This is a genomic window from Streptomyces sp. NPDC048664 (assembly GCF_040650555.1).
Lineage (GTDB): Bacteria > Actinomycetota > Actinomycetes > Streptomycetales > Streptomycetaceae > Streptomyces.
In genome coordinates this window covers 32,846-50,890 of the sequence record NZ_JBEZHK010000047.1, presented here as the reverse complement: position 1 = coordinate 50,890, position 18,045 = coordinate 32,846, and the positions used below count along the sequence as shown (strand labels likewise).

Here is an 18,045-nt window from a genome sequence, read left to right as displayed (position 1 = left end):
CCACCGTCCTCTACCAGTCGTCCACCATCGGCATCATGGCGCTGCCCGTGGCACTGCTGATGATCGGCGGGGAGTTCGACCGGTCCAGATGGCGAACCGCTGCTGGAGTACCAGGCGTCGGGGTCCTGGCGCAGGTCGAGGAGGAGCCGCAGCCGCACGCCGGGCTCTCGCGTCGTACGGTCCGCCGGTGCGACGGCGCACCGCCCGGCGACCAGCTCCTGGACCGCGGGGGCGGTCCTGTCATCGGCGGCGGCGACGTCCACGACAGCCGGGCCCGGCAGTGCTACATGCGCCTCGTTGATCTGCTTCATGCAGGCCGCCACGCCCTGGGGCCCGTCGAGGTTCTCCCGCGCGGGCGTCTTCACCCGACCGGGTACGGCCGCGATAACTGGCTAGACGCGGATGGTGACGTAGTGGACGCTCGGCCCTCACCGCTTCCTCACCGGTGCGATGCACCACTGGCACAGCGGGTTCTCTGGGGCAAGCAGCGCTGCGTGGGGCTGAGTTCGGCGATGCAGTACAGCTCAGGGCCGGTGCGGCTGAAGATGTCGGGCGCAACAGGTGTGGCGCCATCGCTGAATCGAGCGATGGCGCCCTCCTCAAGGAATCACGTGTTCAGTTTTGGCAGGAGCATCCGGCGGCACTCCTGGCTTCCCTGACGGTGGTGGACGGGTCGGTCGCCTTTTCGGCCGAGGTGCAGCAGGCGGTCACGCCGCAGCAGGGGTCCTCCGTCGCGGACCTCGCGGCAGTGTCCCCGGCGTTGACCGCGTTCGGCTTGGTGGCGCGGATGATCGCGGAGTGCATGCCGTCGGCGACGGCGTGGGTCGGGGCGATCTCGATGTCCGTGAATCCGGCCGCTTCCAGTCCCGCCCGGTATTCGGCGAAGGACAGAGCGCCGGCGATGCAGCCGACGTAGTCGCCGCGCTCGGCGCGCTGGTCGTGAGTGAGGGCGTTGTCGGCGACGACATCGGAGACGCCGATCCGGCCGCCAGGCCTGAGGACGCGGAGGGCCTCGGCGAAGACGGCCTGCTTGTCGACGGACAGATTGATCACGCAGTTGGAGATCACCACGTCGATGGTGTTCGCGGGCAGCGGGATCGCCTCGATGGTGCCCTTGAGGAACTCGACATTGGTCGCGCCCGCCGTGGCGGCGTTGGTGAGGGCGAGGGCGAGCATCTCCTCGGTCATGTCCAGCCCGTAGGCCCTGCCGGTGGGCCCTACGCGGCCGGCGGACAGCAGGACGTCGATGCCGCCGCCGCAGCCGAGGTCGAGGACGCGTTCGCCCTCGCGCAGGTCGGCCCCGGCGGTGGGGTTACCGCAGCCGAGGGAGGCGGCCAGGGCCTCGGCGGGCAGGGTGTCCCGCTCATCGGTGGTGTAGAGGGTGGATCCGAAGTTCCCGTCGATCTCGACCGGCTCGGGCTCGCAGCAGGCGGTGGTGCCCTCGGTGACCTTCACGGCCGCTGCGGCGTATCGCCGGCGGACGGTTTCGCGCAGGGCGGTGGACTGCTCGTTCATGACTCACTCCCGAGTGACGGGGCAGGGCGACGCGCCGGAACGGCTTGTATTGAATTTCGTTGATGCAACCTTGTGCCTTGGATCGAAAAACGTCAACATAGACTCATGTCGAAACAAGAGTTTGAGGTGATCGGCCAGGACGCGGCCTGCTGCCCAGGACTGTCCACCGCGCCTCTGGACGAGGACCAGGCCGCCGACCTGGCGAAGGTCTTCAAGGCCCTGGGGGACCCGGTCCGCCTGCGTCTTATGTCGATGATCGCCTCGCGCGGCGCAGGCGGCGAGGTCTGCGTGTGCGAGCTGACCCCGGCCTTCGAGTTGTCCCAGCCGACGATCTCCCACCACCTCAAGCTGCTGCGTCAGGCCGGGCTCATCGACTGTGAGCGGCGTGGGACGTGGGTCTACTACTGGGTGCTGCCCGGCGTCCTGGACAAGCTCGCCGCGTTCCTGACCCTCCCGCAGGCCGCCGGAGCGCGCGCGTGAACGCTTCGCTCGGCCGCCGCGCCGTCGCGGAGGCGGTCGGGACCGGACTGCTGGTGGCAGTGGTCGTCGGCTCCGGCATCCAGGCCACCGAATTGACGCACGACGTCGGGGTACAGCTGCTCGCCAACTCCCTCGCAACAGTCTTCGGCCTAAGCGTGCTGATCGCCCTGCTCGGGCCCGTCTCCGGAGCGCACTTCAACCCCGCCGTCACCCTCGCAACCTGGTTCACCGAACGCCGTGATCCCAACGGCCTCACCGTCCGGGATGTCGCCGCGTACGTGCCCGCCCAGGCCGTGGGGGCGATCGGCGGCGCAATCCTGGCCGACGCGATGTTCGCGAGTCCACTGGTGAGGTTCTCCACCCACGACCGTTCCGCCCCGCACCTGTGGCTGGGTGAGGTCGTCGCCACGGCCGGACTGGTTCTGCTGGTCTTCGGTCTGGGCCGGACAGGTCGCGCTGCGCTTGCGCCGACCGCGGTGGCGTCCTACATCGGTGCCGCCTACTGGTTCACCTCCTCCACATCGTTCGCCAACCCCGCAGTGACCATCGGCCGCGCCCTCACCGATACCTTCGCCGGGATTGCGCCCGCCTCCGTCGCACCGTTCATCGCAGCCCAGATGCTCGGCTGTGTGCTCGGGCTCGGCATCGTGGCAGCCGTCTACGGCCCCAACGCCGCTGCAGCCCACCGCGAGATCAACCTCCCGGGCAGCGAGCCCGAGCCGGTCTCCACCTGACGCCGCCCCGAGAAAGCCACCCCTCATGAGCACTTCCGCTTTGCGCCCGTCGGTGCTGTTCGTCTGCGTTCACAACGCAGGCCGCTCCCAGATGGCCGCCGCCTTCCTCGCCTCGTACGCGGGTGACCGCATCGAGGTCCGATCCGCCGGTTCCGCCCCCGCCGACGCTGTCAACCCGGCCGTGGTCACAGCGATGCGCGAGCTCGGCATCGACATCTCCGCCGAGACCCCGAAGATCCTCACCGTGGAAGCCGTCCAGGCATCCGACGTGGTCATCACCATGGGGTGCGGCGACACCTGCCCTGTCTTCCCGGGCAAGCGGTATCTCGACTGGCAGCTCGACGACCCGGCCGGGCAAGGCGTCGAGGCCGTCCGCCCCATCCGCGACGAGATCCAGACGCGCATCCGGGCGCTGATCTCGGAAGTAGCTCCCGGCTGACGGACAGGTCACTCGCGCTGGTTCAAAGCTCTGGTCAGCTCGCTGGGTGCGGCCAGGCACAACCAGCCGTCGGCTTCCCGGCTCACAGGGTCGGCTCGTCCTCGCGCACCTGCGCTCCGCCCATACCTGCGCCCCGTTCACCTGCAGCTCCTCCACGTGAGGGCAGGGCGCAGCACGTAGGAACGGCCATTGCTGAGCACGCCTACTGCGTGTCCGTCCTGCCCGGCTGTTGCCCACGCAGTTCGGTGTACCGCGAGCGCATGGCGGTGCTCGCGGCCGGGCCGGCGGTGAAGACGAACGCCTTACTGTCGTCGAGAGGTCTTCCCGTGCGGGCGTCGATCAGGACCGGCTCGACCTCCTCTCCGCTGGCGGCATCCACCAGGATCATCGATCGTTCCTGCGGCGCCAGGTGCCGGTTTCCCCAGGCGGCGAGAGCCACGATCACCGGCCGCAGGGACCGGCCCCGCTCGGTGAGCACGTACTCGTAACGGGCCGGCTTGTCCTGGTAGAGGCGCCGCTCCAGCAGCTCGTCCGCGACCAGTGTCTTCAGTCGCGCGGTGAGCATGCTGGTGGAGATGTTCAGGTTCTGCTGGAACTGGTCGAAGCGCGTGTAGCCGTCGAAAGCGTCATGCAGGATCAGCAGGGTCCACCACTCGCCGACGTGCTGCGCCGTCGTCGACAGCGGACACTCCCGGTCCTCCAGCCGTATGCGGCTCGGCATGCCACCTCCAGTTACTGCTAAGGTAGAAGTTACTAGCTTCTATTCTAGCAGTAAGTGGTGCCCCCCACGCCTATCGCGTGGACATCGCGCAGAGGAAGAGCTCATGACGAAGAACCCGACGTCGGTGGACCCCGCCGACCTGCCCGAGGCGATCACCCGCTACCTGGCGGGCCGCGCCACCAAGGACGCCTCCGCCGCCGCGACGGCCTTCGCGCCGCACGCCACTGTCACGGACGACGGGCGCACCTACGAGGGAACCGAGGCCATCGCTGGATGGCTCCGACGGACCGACACCGAGTACACGTACGCCACCACGCTCACCGGTGCCGAACGGGACGCAGCCGACCAGTACACCGTGCACCAGCGTCTGGAAGGGGACTTCCCCGGCGGGAGGGTCGACCTGCGCTACCGCTTCGCCTTGGCGCACGGACTGATCAGCGGACTGAGCATCGCCCCCTGATCAGGCGACCCCACCCGACATGCACAGGAGCACCACCACCATGAAGACCTGGTTCATCACCGGCGGTACCCCCGGCGGGTTCGGCACGGCCTATGCCGACGCCGCCCTGGAGCAGGGAGACAACGTCGTCCTCACCGCCCGCCGCCCTCACCTGCTCGACGAGTGGGCCGCCCGCCACGCCGACCAGGCGCTCGTCCACGCCCTGGACGTCACCGACGCGCAGCAGGTCCAGGAGGCGGTCGCGGCCGCCGAAGAGCACTTCGGCGGTATCGACGTCCTGGTCAACAACGCCGGCCGCGGATGGTACGGCTCCGTCGAGGGCACGCCCGACGGCGACGTCAGGACCTCCTTCGAGCTGAACCTCTTCTCCGTCACGCAGATGCTTCGCGCCGTTCTGCCGGGCATGCGAGAGCGCGGCGACGGATGGATCATCAACATGTCCTCCGTCGCCGGTCTGCGCGGCGTGCCCGGCTTCGGCTACTACAGCGCCGCGAAGTATGCCGTCGAAGGCCTCACCGAAGCGCTGCGCCACGAAGTCGCCCCGTTCGGCATCAAGGTCCTGGCCGTGGAGCCGGGCGCCTTCCGGACGCACGCCTACGCGTCGTTCGCCGACGAAGCCGTGAACGAGACGGTCGACGCCTACCTGCCCCTCATCCGCTCCGTCCGCTCCACCATGATCGAACGGGACGGTCAGCAGCCCGGAGACCCCCACCGCGGAGTGCGCGCCGTCCTGGACGCCATGAACAGCCCTACCCCGCCCCACCGCATCGTCCTGGGCGCCGACGGATACGAGGCCGTGCAGAAGCAACTGACCGACATGGCGGCTGAACTGCGCGCCTTCGAAGCTGCCTCCCGCAGCGCGGACTTCCCCCAGGGCCGCTGACGAGGGTCGAGCCCCATGGCGCCGGTGCCGCCGGCGCGGGGCCCGGGTCCATCCCGAGCTCGTCCGCGAGTAGAGCTGGTCGCGACCCGCAACGACAAACGGCCATCGGGACACGGGGAAGCCGCTCCGTTGTCGGCGATGCCCCTACCGGGCGGCTTTGGGTGCCGGACAGCGGTCCAGGACGGCCTCGACGATCCTCATGATGCGCTCACCTGCGTGCCTGATGCTTCCGTTCTGGACGCTCACTTGAACTCCTTCGAGGACGAAGGTGATCTCCGCAGCCGCCTCGTCCGGATCGGGCAGTCCGGCCCGGGCGCACAGGGCGGTCAGGCGCCGTAGTTGACCGGTTTTGTGTGCTCGATCAGCTGACGCGCCGGGTGCGTGCTGTCGGGCAGCTCGGCCACGGAGTTGATGAACGGACACCCACGGTGGGAAATCTCCGGAAGTCCGTCGGCGATGAACCGGGCGATCCCCGACCGGACTCTCCATAGGCATCCAGTTCGCCGCCGGACGCGGACGTGAAGACGTCCTCTTCCGTCTCGCTGGACAGCTTGAACAGGCCGCTCCCTGGAAGCAGCGCACTCCCACTGTGTGGGCAGGCAGTGAGCGCTCCGCCTGACCGCGCGAGGAAGGTCCGGGACGTAGCCTGAGGGCGTCGAAGGGTTCCTGGCCGCGGACAGTGATGGTGGTGCGGGTGACGGTCGGCTCGCGGTTGAGGCCGGGGGTGAGTTGGTCGACGGGCAGCGGGGTGCCGTCTTCCCACGAGAGGTGGACGCCGGTTCCGGGGACGGTGCGGCGGTTCGTCCTCCAGGCGCCGTCGCCCTGCATGGCGACGAAGCCGCAGACGATGGCAGGCTCGTCGCTGTGCAGGGTCCACGGAAGGCGGCAGCGGGGTGCCGGTGGCGGGGATGGCGTGCTCGGTGGCCAGTTCGATGGCGGTCTCGGTGTCGGTGAGGAACAGCAGCTCCTCGTAAAGCCTGTTGACCTGCTGGATGAGAGCGGTGAGGCCGCCGGTCGAGGTGCGGATGGCGATGACCGCCGTTCCTCCGACGGCCAGCGGCAGCCCGCCGCCGGCAAGCAGCCACCACAGAACCCCGTAGCAGGCCAGTGACGCCACTCCGGCGAACGCGCCGGCGACGAGGTCCGTGGACGCCTGAGCGCGGGCCAGCCTCTGCTGCTCCGCCTCCATCAGATGGGACATCTCCTCGTAGCTGGTGAGCAGTTTGTCACCGGCCGCGTGCACGCGGATCTCCCCGCCAGCATGCGGGCGCGTCAGGTAGGCGAGCAGTGAGGCGATGGCCCGCCGGTGGTCGACCCAGTGCAGCGACGCCAGGACGACGGCCGCTGCCACCATGCCGATCAGCACGTTGCCCACGCCCACCGACAGCCTCAGCATGTTCCGAGCGGAGTCGGTTCCGAACTTGCCCGCTTCCAGGGTCCGCTGGATCTCGGGGCGTTCGGTGGCCTCTACCTCCACCCGGGTGACGGCGGTGTAGTACCGCGCGGACACCGCCCTCTCCACCTGCGGCTCCAGCCTGCCCGACATCGCTGTCGACCACGCCGACAGCAGCGCGGCCAGCACGGTCAGCGACGGCAGGACGTCGCGGAGTTTTTCGGCGGTCGGGCCGCCTGCGAACAACCGGGCCAGGACGCTGTTCACGGCGACCAGCCCCCACGCGGCTGTGACTCCCTGCCCGATCTGGGATACGACGACCCCGGCCAGCGCCCGCGGGTCCGCCTCCCAGCCGGTGCGCACCACCATGCCCACCATGCGCGGCAGCGCCGCTGCCATGTAGCCGAACGGCAGCCGGGTCAGCGCGCCCTCGTGGCGCACGAAGGAGTGGTCGTAGCGCAGCGGCCCCCCCCGTACAGCTCGCGCTCCGCGTTCGAGATCCTCTTGGCGCCCTCGCGTTCGTCTTTGACCGCGTCGCGGTTCGTCTTCTCCGAAGTCAACGGCGTTCCCCTCGCGTGTGATGGTCGTGGCGGTGCCGTGCCTGGGCCTCCTTGGCGGTACACGGCATAACGACCGGCCACGGCGTTCGAACGCGCTCGATTCCGGATCCGGACGCGCTCGGGCCCTTGGCGTGCAAGGGGTCGAAAGTGTGGCCGCCGGTCTGAAGCCGCTGTCCGGCGGCGGGCTGTGGCCGAATCGCCGACGTCAGGGAGCGGGGCTTTCGAGGGCCTGGCTCCAGGCGTCGATCCCGGCGGGGTCGAGGAGCGGCGCGGCGGGGTCGGTTTGGCAGTGGGCCGACCGCATCCGGCCCGGGACAGAGGCCCCGTGCTCGCGTGGATCAAGGAGGACGGAGGCCGGCTGTCCCGGTGGAGACCGCCCGTCGGCTGGCCCACGAAGCCGAACTTCGTCAGTCAGCCGACGGCCGGAGCGGTGATGTGGGACGCGCGTGACAGGGCGGAGTTCAGGGTGACCGCCTTCTTCTCGCCCACCGGACGCAGCCGCTTCTCATGGCGAGCGTCCCACTGCTCCAGTGGTCCCTCGGCATCCACAGGAGCTCCTCATACGGCCCAGGACTCGGCGGGATCGCCCAGCCACGCACGTTGCCCGTCGGGGGTGACCGTGAGTCCGAACCGCTCGACCGCGGGACCTCCCGGCTTGGTCCACCAACTATGTGTACGTGCTGGTCTGCCTGGCCGCAGCGGTGGCCGTGCAGGCCGCCTCACCCGCGACGAGACGGGCTCCCGGGCCGCCTCGTGCTGACTGCCCGGCCCCGCTGAGGACGGCGGGCGGCGGTCAGTGCGCGGCTGCGGCGCCGGTGGCGGCTCCGACAAGAGCGTACGGATCTCCGCCTGCAGCAGATAGCGGCCCATGGCCGTGCCCCCGGTGTCGTCGAAGAACGCCTGCACATGCTCCTCGCACGGCTCCTCCGGAGTGGAGGCTGTCCCGCCAAGGCCCTGCAGGAAGTAAGCCCACTCCCTGGTCAACCGCCAGCAGTTGTCGACACTCGCCAGCGTCCGCAGCCCTCCGCCGGGACCAGAGTCGATGCCCGGCAGGCGGACAGCAGCTCACACCAGGGTGACGTGCATGCCGCCCTGGGCCAGGACATCGAGGACCACGCCGAACAGGTCGTAGGGCTGGCCGTCCGGTGTCAGGGCCTGGGACAGGTGCTCGCGTGCTGTCGCGGCTTCGCGCCAGAGCAGGGTTGCGGGGGCGGTGTAGCCGAAGGTGCCGCGCAGGCAGTCGTCGAGGGCGGCCGGACAGCCGCCGAAGTAGCCGCCCGGACCGTTCACCGCCTCGCCGAGCGCCAGGTAGAGGCCCGGTTGGTCGGTGACGTGTCGGCCGTCGAGTTCGTAGGCGTGACCGGCCCGCCGGTCACGGTGGGTGCGCCGGCAGGCCCGCTCTCGGACGAGGTCGAGCCAGGCTCCGCGGCGCCGGGTGTCGAGGCCGGCCCAGGCACCCTGGGTGTCCGGCGGCCCGGCGAACCACCGCTCCCAGATGGGTCGGGCATATTGGGGAACGGGCGTGAAGAGCTCTCCGTCGAGCTCCAGGTCGATCCGATCCGTCCCGTAGGAGGATGGGCGCCAGGCGCTGACTCTGGCCCACAGCAGGCGTTCGGTGAGCGGCTCGCCCTGATCGTCCTTTATCTCCAAGACGGCCTGTTCCAGGTCCAGCGCCCGCCGACTGCCCTTCATCAGTGCTGCCTGCAGCTGATCACCCTGGGCGAGCCCCCGCAGGAAGAGCGGGGGCGCCGACTGTTTGGACGGCAGGACGCGACCGACTTCATGGCAGGAGCCCAGCCAGCGGTGCCCGTCGTGCACGCGAACTCGGCCCCTGTGTCCCTCGGGTGGGCCTTCGTAGTCGTCCAGGCCGGTGAGTACGAGACTGCCTGTCCCCAGGGGCTGGCCTACGCTCTCCGCGTCCTCCAGTAGCCAGGGATCGAGCGTCTCATCGTCCGACACCAGCCACACTCGGTCGCCGACCCAACCGCGCACGTCTGCCTGTGGAACCCAGCCGAACAGCTCGTAGGTCCCCCGCTGGGGCTCCCCGAACAGCCCTTCCAACTCGGCGCAGACGCCCCAGGCATGCCCGTGCCCCTCCTCAGCCAGCGTGTACCGCCCGCGCCCGCGATGGTCCTCGTCCCTATGCACGGTGGCAACTATGCCGGGACCGGCGCAGCCGCTGACCAGCACATAGATAATCGCGACAAACACGGCCTCATCATCGGTGTTCGTGACCCGGCCGCCCTGCGGGCGGACCCGCGCCCTCGGCAGCAACGGCTTCGCGATCTCCCACAAGCCGTCCGGAACGATCCATCCCCACCGTCCACTCCCCATGCCCAGCAGCACTGCCAACTGGCCATGTAGGACACGGCCTTAATCGAGTGCGAGAGTTCCGGTCCGGGTGATACAAGATCTGCGTGACTGGAATTCTCCACTTCTCCACCCTGCTGCGGATGATTGACGAGCGGTCCGCCGCGTTCCGCGTCGCCGTCGCCGCGGCCCCCAGCCTCGACGCCGACGTCCCATCCTGCCCGGGCTGGACGCTGTACGACCTGGCGAACCACCTCAGTGAGGGGGACCGCTTCTGGGCCTACATCGTGCTGAACACCGCGCCGGGCGACGAGCGGCCGAGCAAGGACGGGCTGGCGGCGCCCAGGGAGCGCGAGGCTCTCATAGCCTGGCTGGCCGACTCGACGGAGCAACTGCTCACTGCTCTGGGCGAGGCCGGCCCGGACCGGGGCTGCTGGGCCTGGTGGGAGCCGCTGGCCTCGCCGCACACGGTGGGCGCCGTGGCCCGCCGCCGCGTTCCGGAGTCGCTGATCCACACCTACGACGCCCAGCTGGCCTCCGGTACCCCGCAGGAGCTGCCGACGACCGAGGCGGTCGACGCCATCGAGGAGTTCCTCGCCACCGTCTGCACCGGCACAGTCCCGTGGCCGGGCGAGCCCGCCACCATGGACTACCACGCAGCCGAGGCCGGCTCCTGGCGCCAGACGGTGGACGCCGCCGGTTCCCGCTTCACCCGCCTCACCGCGGCCGAGGCCGCCGAGAGCAAGCCCACCGCCGCCATCTACGGCACGGCGAGCGAGATGGCCCTGCTCATGTACATGCGTATCCCGGCCGGCTCGCTGCGGATGGAGGGCGACGCCGACCTGCTCCAGCAGCTGCAGGACTGGGGCTGACCGAGCCCGGAGGAGGTTGAGACGAGCCCGTATCGTGGTTGGCTGGCGAACCTGGTAGATGTCGGCCAGTACCACCTCACGCTCCTCGTTCTCGGGCTCCTGCTCTAGTTGATGCTGCCGCTGCACTGGTCGCCGATGGGTGTGGTCGCGGGGCTGGTGTGGTCGGCGGGAACTCATGCTCTGCTTGATCGGCGCTGGCCGGTGCGCTGACTGCCGGAACGCACCGGCTCGTCTGCTTTCGCTCAGTTGAACTCGGGTGGTTTGGAGGGGATGTACGCCCCTGGCCAGGCTCTGGACTGGTTCGCCTTGGGGGTGGCAGCCGCACTGCCGGCGGTGGCACGGTGGCCTGGACCCTCGGCCGGCTCGTACGAGACGGCCTTCGGCTTCTCGCCCACGAGCTGAGGCACGACCGGCTCGTGCGGCTGGTCGCACTCGTCGTTCGACAAGTGCATACCGCCGACGAACTCCGCATCGACGCCCTTCACCGCGAACTGCTCGACCAGATCCTCGACAAGTGGTCGCTCAGCGTCCTCAACGAGCTCTGCGAACGCCCGTTGCCGCTTCAACGAACTGCGCCGGGCCATCCCTCAGGTCACGCAGAAGTCGCTGACCGCGACGCTCCGGCGGCTCTAACGCAACGGCGTGATCGAGCACGAGGTCGTCTCCACCCGCCCCGCGGCGGTCAGGTACCGGATCTCCCCCTCGGCAAGACCCTCCGGCCGCCCGTCGACGTACTGCTGGCCTGGGCCGCACAGAACATGCCCGCCATTGAACGCGCACGCGAAAGATTCGAGACGCGAGAAGAAGAGGAGAGCAGCTCGTGACCCCTGCTGGGGCCACACGCTGCAGGCCGCATGCCGCGCCCCAGGCGGCGGGTTCCGCGCCCCCTCAGCCCCGCCGCGATGACATCCCCCGTGCTCAGGTGACAGCTATCGGGGCTCGGCACACGAACCGAACCGCCGGCACTCGTACGCGGAAGTGACAACATAATAGAACCTATATTCTAATTCTTGTATGAGTTCGCCCCGCTTTCCCACGACTTGGTACAGGCACAGCCCGCCTGGACTGCCACCTACGCGGCGCTCGCCGCGCCCCGCCCCCGGGACACGAGTGCTCTGCGCCGCCGACTGCTGAGGTTGCCCGTACATCTGTGAAGGCCGACTAGCACTCGGACGACGTCAAATCCTGCTGCCTCGTGGTCGACACCGGCGTGTGGATCTTCGGCAGGCACGTCCTGCTTCCTGCGGGCACCGTGAGCTCCGTCGACCAGGACGAGCAGAATCAAGCACTCCCTGGGGTTCGGCTAGGACAAGCACATCGGCGAGCCCGGCTACCACGAACAGATCGGCGGCTGCTAGCGGAACCAGCCTTGTGCCTGAGTGTCAGCGCCATTGCGACGTGGGCCGACCGGGTATCCCCTGGCCGGCTCGCGTCTGTCTTCCGTCGGGCCTGGTCGGCCACCCGGGGAGATGGCCGACCAGGCCCGTGGTACGGCTCCGTTCAACGCGAGGTCAAGAAAAGGTCAATTCGGGGTGCACGGTGGCGGCGAACGGGGGTATCCGCTCGCCCGTACGGACGAGCACATCGGGAGGGGCCGTGGCGGGCAGCGAGGTCGCGGAAGCGAGACCGGCGACGAGGCAGGCCAAGGGCGCCGGGGAGGCGCAGCGGGAGGAGTCCGAGGCCGAGCGGGCCGATCGGCGGTGGAACGAACTGATGCAGGAGATCCGGGTTGCGCAGACCGGCGTCCAGATCCTCTTCGGCTTCCTGCTGAGCGTGGCGTTCACCCCGGCCTTCGGGCATCTGTCGCACGCGAACCGGTGCATCTACATCACGACGGTCGTGCTCGGCGCGACGGCGACCGGCGCCCTCATCGCGCCCGTCCCCTTCCACCGGCTGATCTCCGGCCGCAGCATCAAGGCGCAGGCGGTGCGCTGGGCGGCGCGGCTCATCTTCCTCGGCTTGGCGCTGCTGGTCGCCACGCTCACCTCCGCCCTGTTCCTGATCCTCCGGGTGGCCACGCACGACGGCTTCGTACCCTGGCTGGTGGGCACGGTGGTGGCCTGGTACCTCGCGTGCTGGGTCGCGCTGCCGCTGTGGGCACGGCACCGGTACACCACGGTGCCGGAGGCGCCCGCCGGCTGACGGGACCCCCGGCCGCCACCGACGGCCCACGGTCTCCGTCCCGGCCGGGGCAGCGCGGTGCATCCAGGCAGGCAGGCTCAAGGCGCCCACCGCCATGTAGGTGAAGCCCAGGGGGAAAGCATCCGCCGCGGCTCCAGCAGATTCCGGCCGTCGAACACCACCGGCCGTCGCATCGCGTCGGCCATGTGAGACCAGTCCACATCCTTCAGCTGCGGCCACTCTGTGACCACGACCGCCGCATCCGCCCCCTCCGGGCTCGCGTACCGGTCACAGACGTCCACGACTCCACCCCTACCGGCCGCGCCAGCGGATCCAGCACCGCACCTGGGCACCTTCCGCAAGCACCGCGTCGCCAGCACCGTCGACAGCGCCTCACGCATGTCGTCCGTACCCGGCTTGAACGCCATCCCCAGCAGCGTCACCTGTGCACCGGCCAGATCCCCCAGCTCGTCCTTCAGCTTCTGGATCGCCCGCCGCTTCTGGGTGTTGTTCACGTCGATCACCGCCGACAACAGCGGGGGATGGAACCCCGTACTGCCGGCCAGCTGGCGCAGCGCCTCGTAGTCCTTCGGGAAACAGGACCTCCCCGCCTGATCCCCGGCCGCAGGAAATGGCTGCCCAGCCGGTGGTCGAGCCCCACGGCCCGCAGGACCTCCTCGACGTCCGCGCCCGTGTTCTCGCACAGGGTGGCGATCTCGTTCGCGAAGCTGATCTTCGTGGCGAGCAGCGCATTCGAGGCGAGCTTGACCATCTCCGCCGACCGCACGTCCATCGCTACACCGGCCCGTCCCCACCTGCGTGCAGGTCTTGGACCGGGGCACCGACCCCCGGGTCATCGGCCCCGATCACGATCCGGTCGGGACGGGTGAAGTCGGCAACCGTAGGTGAGGGATGGGCTCGCGCCGGCGTCGAACGCGTCGAGGTCGCCTACGGCGGTGGCCGTGGCCGAACCAGCACAGCCCTGGCCTGTCTCGCTGTCCTGGACGGAGTGCCTGCAAGCCAGGCAGTGGACTTCGCGCGCCAGAACTACGACAGCCGTGCCGTCGAAACTCCTGGGCAGAGGCGCGCTACGTCCTCCGCTTCGCCGACTGACGGCGACAGTTCGCCCGCGCTGGCGAGGGGGTCACCTGATTCCAGGTTGCTGCTGCCGTGCGTATGAAGCAGGCCGTCACCCACGCCGGGAACAAGGCGCCGGCACCGCCCGCCCGAAACCCAAGACGCAGGCCAACTCCGTCGACGTGCAGCACCAGATCGTCACCGCCGTCGATGTGACGACAACCCCTCCGACGCGCTGAACTACATCACCATGCTCGACCAGTTCGCCCAGAACACCGGGACCCACCCCGAGCACTCGTGGATGCCGGCCACTGCTTCGAGACCAACCTCGAAGCCGCGAAGGAGCGCCGACTGGCCTGCGGCAACGACACCTTCATAGCTACCGGCCCACTCGTCCACGACAAGCAGGTCCCACCCGCACCCCGCGGGCGCATCCTCAAGGACACCTCACTCAAAGAACGCATGGCCTGCGAGCTGCGGACCAAGTCCGGCAAAGCTGCCTACGCCCGCCGAAAATCCATAGTCGAAACCATCTTCGGCCAGATCATGACCTGCCAGAACGGCTGCCAACTCCACCTGCGCGGCGAAGACAGAGCCCGCGGCGAGTGACGGCTGCTGGCCGCCTGCCACAACCTCCGCAAAGATCTTCCGCCACGCCGGAACGGTCGGCCTCGCCACCGCGACCGGCTGACCAGCCGGCCACGCCGCATCAGAGGAGCGAGATCCCGCTCCGACCGACCAGCTCATCGGCCCCACAGACTCTGACCGGGCGACCATGAACGATCCCGCCCATCATGGCCTCCGGGCCAGTTGCCCGTTACCCCGTTACAGGGACACGTTTCTAACAGACAGGCCACCGGCCATGCCGCTTCTCGCCGAGCACAACGGCACTGCCTGCCTCCCCAAGCCGCCGCGTCGCGGAGGTCTACGACGCCGACGCCTACCTCGGCGACGAAGCCGCCCTGGACGCCCCAGAGCAACAGGTGGTAGCCGGAAACGGCTAGGACGATCTCAAGCGGACCGGGCGAACACGCTCCATCGGTCAAGGACACCAGCCGGGACATGAGCGAGTACCAGGCCCACCGCCTCCCTCCCTGCCCGTCGCCACAGCGTAGGCGGCATCGGCGCCAGGGACGGCGGTGCCCGGGCGCCTCTCCACCCGAAGGCCGCGACGCCCGGCGGGTTTGGTCGACGGACCGCTCTGTGCCAGCCCGGCGCCCGGGGTGCAGTTCGCCGACCCCGTGCCGCTCTGGAATCTCGTTGCGACGCCATCGGCGTGATCCGGCGTGCTGGGGTTATGCGGGCCTTATGGCGAAGCTGCAAACTCCAGATCGTGACCGTCGCAGGGATGGGCGGGGCCGAAAACAAGACGTGCCTGCCCCGGAAGAGGCGGGACCCGGCCCGGAGGTCGAGCGACGAGCACCGGACGGGCCGACGAAGCTACCCAAGGGTGCGTGGGTCGGAGTGCTGAAGGGCTCGTTGAAGGAGTTCCAGGATGACGAGCTGGGTGATCGGGCCGCAGCCCTTACGTACTACGGGGTGCTGTCCCTCTTCCCGGCGTTGCTGGTGCTGGTCTCGCTGCTGGGCGTCCTCGGCAGGTCGGTCACCGATGTGATGTTGTCCAATCTCAGGCAGCTCGCTCCGGGCTCTGTGCGGGAGATCATCACCCGCGCGGTCGAGCAGCTGCAGAACAACGCGGGTACCGGCTCGGTCGTGGCCATCGTCGGCATTCTGCTCGCGGTCTGGTCCGCTTCCGGCTATGTCGCCGCTTTCATCCGCGCCGCCAACGCCGTTTACGACGTTCCTGAAGGCCGCCCGATGTGGAAGATCCTCCCCGTGCGCCTCGGGGTGACCGTCGTCCTCATGGTGCTGGCGGTGGCCAGTGCCCTCATCGTGGTGTTCACCGGAGGTCTGGCCCGTCGGGCTGGAAGGGCGCTGGGCATCGGGGACAGCGCGTTGAACATCTGGTCGGTCGCCAAGTGGCCGGTGCTGATCCTGCTGGTCACCTGCATGATCGCTCTCCTGTACTGGGCGAGCCCGAATGCGAAGGTGAAGGGCCTGCGGTGGACCACCCCAGGGAGCTTCCTCGCCCTGGCCATCTGGACGGGCGCCTCGCTCGGGTTCGCGTTCTACGTCGCGAACTTCGCCTCGTACAACAAGATCTACGGCACCATGGCCGGCGTCATCGTATTTCTGGTGTGGCTGTGGATCAGCAACCTGGCCATTCTGCTGGGCTTGGAGTTCGACGCCGAGATCGCACGGCAGCGGGCGATCGCCGGTGGTCACCCACCGGAGGCGCAGCCGTATGCCGAGCCACGCGACACCCGCACGTGGGATGAGGATGACGTACGTCGACTCAGCGAGGGCTGACTTCAAGGTGATTGCTCCTGGACGGGCTCGCATGACGCGGACAGATCTGACGCCGGGCCGAGGGACTGTCAAACGAGTGCTGTAACTGGGTTGGTTGAGGTTACTGACGGGCCGTCGATAGGCGGCCGTCGAAGGTGATGTCGAAGGCGTTCGGCGCGGTCTTCCAGCGCATGGTCCAGCGGGCCTGCCCCTTGCCGGTGGGATCGAGGGACATGATCGCCATGTAGACGCACTTCAGAGCGGCCTGCTCGTTGGGGAAGTGGCCGCGGGCCTTGACCGCCCGTCGGATCCGCGCATTCACCGACTCGATCGCGTTGGTCGTGCAGACGATGCGGCGGATCTCGGTGTCGAACCGCAGGAACGGGGTGAACTCTTCCCAGGCGTTCTTCCACAGTTTCACGATCGCCGGATACTTCCGGCCCCAGGCGTCGGCGAACTCCGCGAACCGGTCCAGGGCGGCCTCCTCGGTCGGCGCCGTGTAGACGGGTTTGAGAAGCTTGGCGATCTTGTCCCAGTCCTGGCGGCCTGCATAGCGAAAGGAGTTCCGCAGCAGGTGCACCACGCAGGTCTGCACGATCGTTTGGGGCCAGACGGTCTCCACCGCCTCGGGCAGGCCCTTGAGTCCGTCGCAGACGAGCATCAGCACGTCACTCACACCGCGGTTCTTGATCTCGGTGAGGATGTGCAGCCAGTGTTTAGCTCCCTCGCCGCCGTCGCCTGCCCACAGCCCCAGGATCTCCCGTCGGCCTTCGGTGGTGACGGCCAGGGCGACGTAGACGGGCCGGTTGGCGACCGCGCCGTCGCGGGTCTTCACGTGGATGGCGTCGATGAAGACGACCGGATAGACAGCGTCGAGGGGGCGGCTCTGCCATTCGGCCATGCCCTCGAGGACCTTGTCGGTGATGGTGGAGATAGACTGGCGGGAGACCTCGGCGCCATAGACCTCGACCAGGTGGGCCTGCACCTCGCCGGTGGTCAGGCCCTTCGCGGCCAGCGAGATGACCATCTCGTCGACGCCGGTCAGGCGCTTCTGCCGCTTCTTGACGATCTTCGGTTCGAACGACCCGTCGCGGTCGCGGGGCACCGTTGTCTCCACCGGCCCGACGTCGGTCAGGACCGTCTTGGAGCGCTTGCCGTTGCGGGAGTTGCCACCGTTCTTGCCCACCGCATCGTGCTTGTCATAGCCGAGGTGGTCGGTGATCTCGCCTTCGAGAGCGGACTCCAGCAGCCGCTTGGTCAGCTGCTGCAGCAAGCCGCCCTCGCCGGTCAGCTGCAGTCCCTCGGCCTGGGCCCGGCCCACCAGCTCGTCGATCAACTGGTCGTCCAGGGCCCCTCGCCGGCACAGCCTTCGCCGGCTCGACGGCCTCGGACTCGGACACGTTCTCACTGGTCATCGATGCATCTTCCATGATCGGGAGTTACACCGAACGTCTTACAGTCCCAAGCTCAGTATCTGAGGTGTCTCAGTCATGGAGTGTGGTGGTGTGGCTTGCCAGAGGCGTTGGATTGGTGCTTCAGAGGGGTGCCCGGGTTAGGGATGGCTTGGAAGGGGTCGCATTGGGTACGCAGGAGGGTTTCCGACAGGGGGCGGTCGGTGGGGCAGGCGGCCGTATAGAGGCCGCCTTCGGCGAGGACACTGATGTATAGGCGGTCGTTTCCAGTGTGGTGCCGGTTGCGGGATCGGCCCGAGCCGACCGTCAGGGAGACATCGGCGGCACGGGCTGGGGGATAGCCGGGGATGGTGGAGAGGGCGTACCAGCGGTTGAGGCTCCGGGTCAGTGGTTGTTCACGGATCCAGGCTGTGCCCTGCATATCGACCTCCGCCCAGTAGATGCTGCTTCTACTGGCGGCCGAGGTGATGCTGGCCGTCGGCCCAGCAGGTCCTGTGGCGCCGTCTGCTCCGGTGGCTCCTGTAGCTCCTGTAGCTCCTGTAGCTCCTGTAGCTCCTGTAGCTCCCATGGCCCCGTCTGCGCCGGTGGCCCCCATGGCTCCTGTGGCGCCGTCTGCTCCGGTGGCTCCTGTAGCTCCTGTAGCTCCCATGGCCCCGTCTGCGCCGGTGGCCCCCATGGCTCCTGTGGCGCCGTCTGCTCCGGTGGCTCCTGTAGCTCCG

At 68.8% G+C, this 18,045-nt stretch carries 16 protein-coding genes and 7 pseudogenes; 11 read left to right on the top strand and 12 right to left on the bottom strand.

What is annotated here, in order from left to right; translation table 11 throughout:
* Positions 1-179: 179 nt before the first annotated feature.
* A pseudogene (locus tag AB0C59_RS33370) lies at positions 180-311 on the bottom strand (DUF6207 family protein); the annotation flags it as partial.
* 304 nt (positions 312-615) lie between these two features.
* Entirely contained in the window at positions 616-1,515 is a 900-nt protein-coding gene (arsM, locus tag AB0C59_RS33365) for an arsenite methyltransferase (RefSeq protein ID WP_363011331.1), read from the bottom strand.
* A gap of 105 nt (positions 1,516-1,620) precedes the next feature.
* Between arsM and AB0C59_RS33360 the strand changes: the two genes are divergently transcribed.
* Genes AB0C59_RS33360 through AB0C59_RS33350 form a run of 3 tightly spaced genes read left to right on the top strand, consistent with a single transcriptional unit; the run spans position 1,621 to position 3,168 of the window.
* Entirely contained in the window at positions 1,621-1,995 is a 375-nt protein-coding gene (locus tag AB0C59_RS33360; RefSeq protein WP_363011329.1) for a metalloregulator ArsR/SmtB family transcription factor, read from the top strand.
* Positions 1,992-2,729 (top strand): MIP/aquaporin family protein, encoded by a 738-nt coding sequence (locus AB0C59_RS33355; protein WP_363011327.1) that lies wholly within the window; start codon positions 1,992-1,994, stop codon positions 2,727-2,729. Before AB0C59_RS33360 ends, AB0C59_RS33355 begins: the two co-directional genes overlap by 4 nt.
* Before the next feature lie 25 nt (positions 2,730-2,754).
* On the top strand, positions 2,755-3,168 hold the full coding sequence (locus tag AB0C59_RS33350; protein WP_363011325.1) for an arsenate reductase ArsC: 414 nt from the start codon (positions 2,755-2,757) through the stop codon (positions 3,166-3,168).
* A gap of 202 nt (positions 3,169-3,370) precedes the next feature.
* Here the strand turns inward: AB0C59_RS33350 and AB0C59_RS33345 are convergent, their stop codons facing one another.
* Positions 3,371-3,889, bottom strand: a complete 519-nt coding sequence (locus tag AB0C59_RS33345; protein ID WP_363011323.1) for a helix-turn-helix domain-containing protein — start codon at positions 3,887-3,889, stop codon at positions 3,371-3,373.
* A 103-nt stretch (positions 3,890-3,992) separates the two neighbouring features.
* Between AB0C59_RS33345 and AB0C59_RS33340 the strand changes: the two genes are divergently transcribed.
* Positions 3,993-4,349, top strand: a complete 357-nt coding sequence (locus tag AB0C59_RS33340) for a nuclear transport factor 2 family protein (RefSeq protein ID WP_363011321.1) — start codon at positions 3,993-3,995, stop codon at positions 4,347-4,349.
* A 40-nt stretch (positions 4,350-4,389) separates the two neighbouring features.
* Positions 4,390-5,232: an oxidoreductase gene (locus AB0C59_RS33335; RefSeq protein ID WP_363011319.1), complete on the top strand. Its 843-nt coding sequence runs from the start codon at positions 4,390-4,392 to the stop codon at positions 5,230-5,232.
* Between the two features lie 144 nt (positions 5,233-5,376).
* Here the strand turns inward: AB0C59_RS33335 and AB0C59_RS33330 are convergent.
* The 5 genes and pseudogenes from AB0C59_RS33330 to AB0C59_RS33310 all read right to left on the bottom strand — a co-directional run.
* Positions 5,377-5,705: pseudogene (locus AB0C59_RS33330) on the bottom strand (TetR family transcriptional regulator); the annotation flags it as partial.
* Positions 5,594-7,066: a hypothetical protein gene (locus AB0C59_RS33325; RefSeq protein ID WP_363011317.1), complete on the bottom strand. Its 1,473-nt coding sequence runs from the start codon at positions 7,064-7,066 to the stop codon at positions 5,594-5,596. The pseudogene AB0C59_RS33330 and the gene AB0C59_RS33325, both read right to left, overlap by 112 nt.
* Before the next feature lie 530 nt (positions 7,067-7,596).
* Entirely contained in the window at positions 7,597-7,734 is a 138-nt protein-coding gene (locus tag AB0C59_RS33320; RefSeq protein ID WP_363011315.1) for a DUF6087 family protein, read from the bottom strand.
* Between the two features lie 516 nt (positions 7,735-8,250).
* Entirely contained in the window at positions 8,251-9,333 is a 1,083-nt protein-coding gene (locus AB0C59_RS33315; RefSeq protein ID WP_363011313.1) for a hypothetical protein, read from the bottom strand.
* Positions 9,324-9,519: pseudogene (locus AB0C59_RS33310) on the bottom strand (transposase); the annotation flags it as partial. The pseudogene AB0C59_RS33310 and the gene AB0C59_RS33315, both read right to left, overlap by 10 nt.
* 83 nt (positions 9,520-9,602) lie before the next feature.
* Between AB0C59_RS33310 and AB0C59_RS33305 the strand changes: the two are divergent.
* Positions 9,603-10,367 carry a maleylpyruvate isomerase family mycothiol-dependent enzyme gene (locus tag AB0C59_RS33305; protein WP_363011311.1) on the top strand — a complete coding sequence of 255 codons (765 nt, stop codon included), beginning with the start codon at positions 9,603-9,605 and terminating at the stop codon, positions 10,365-10,367.
* A 242-nt stretch (positions 10,368-10,609) separates the two neighbouring features.
* On the opposite strand, the gene AB0C59_RS33300 is transcribed toward AB0C59_RS33305, so the two are convergent.
* Complete coding sequence (locus AB0C59_RS33300) at positions 10,610-10,852, bottom strand: hypothetical protein (protein WP_363011337.1); 243 nt, start codon at positions 10,850-10,852, stop codon at positions 10,610-10,612.
* On the opposite strand from AB0C59_RS33300, the pseudogene AB0C59_RS33295 reads away from it, so the two are divergent.
* Both AB0C59_RS33295 and AB0C59_RS33290 read left to right on the top strand, forming a co-directional pair.
* Positions 10,814-11,191 (top strand): annotated as a pseudogene (locus AB0C59_RS33295) (helix-turn-helix domain-containing protein). The gene AB0C59_RS33300 and the pseudogene AB0C59_RS33295 overlap by 39 nt on opposite strands.
* 772 nt (positions 11,192-11,963) lie before the next feature.
* Complete coding sequence (locus AB0C59_RS33290; protein WP_363011309.1) at positions 11,964-12,509, top strand: DUF6328 family protein; 546 nt, start codon at positions 11,964-11,966, stop codon at positions 12,507-12,509.
* A 77-nt stretch (positions 12,510-12,586) separates the two neighbouring features.
* On the opposite strand, the gene AB0C59_RS33285 is transcribed toward AB0C59_RS33290, so the two are convergent.
* Positions 12,587-13,003, bottom strand: a complete 417-nt coding sequence (locus AB0C59_RS33285; protein ID WP_363011335.1) for a UDP binding domain-containing protein — start codon at positions 13,001-13,003, stop codon at positions 12,587-12,589.
* A gap of 51 nt (positions 13,004-13,054) precedes the next feature.
* Positions 13,055-13,260, bottom strand: a pseudogene (locus AB0C59_RS33280) (nucleotide sugar dehydrogenase); the annotation flags it as partial.
* A 123-nt stretch (positions 13,261-13,383) separates the two neighbouring features.
* Here AB0C59_RS33280 and AB0C59_RS33275 point away from each other — a divergent pair.
* The 3 genes and pseudogenes from AB0C59_RS33275 to AB0C59_RS33265 form a co-directional block, all read left to right on the top strand.
* Positions 13,384-13,668: pseudogene (locus AB0C59_RS33275) on the top strand (hypothetical protein); the annotation flags it as partial.
* Positions 13,668-14,256, top strand: a pseudogene (locus tag AB0C59_RS33270) (transposase); the annotation flags it as partial. The pseudogenes AB0C59_RS33275 and AB0C59_RS33270, both read left to right, overlap by 1 nt.
* 617 nt (positions 14,257-14,873) lie before the next feature.
* Positions 14,874-15,935: a YihY/virulence factor BrkB family protein gene (locus tag AB0C59_RS33265; protein ID WP_363011307.1), complete on the top strand. Its 1,062-nt coding sequence runs from the start codon at positions 14,874-14,876 to the stop codon at positions 15,933-15,935.
* 100 nt (positions 15,936-16,035) lie between these two features.
* Here the strand turns inward: AB0C59_RS33265 and AB0C59_RS33260 are convergent, their stop codons facing one another.
* A complete protein-coding gene (locus AB0C59_RS33260; RefSeq protein ID WP_363011333.1) occupies positions 16,036-17,280 on the bottom strand; it encodes an IS256 family transposase in 1,245 nt (414 codons plus the stop codon).
* Positions 17,281-18,045: the final 765 nt, after the last annotated feature.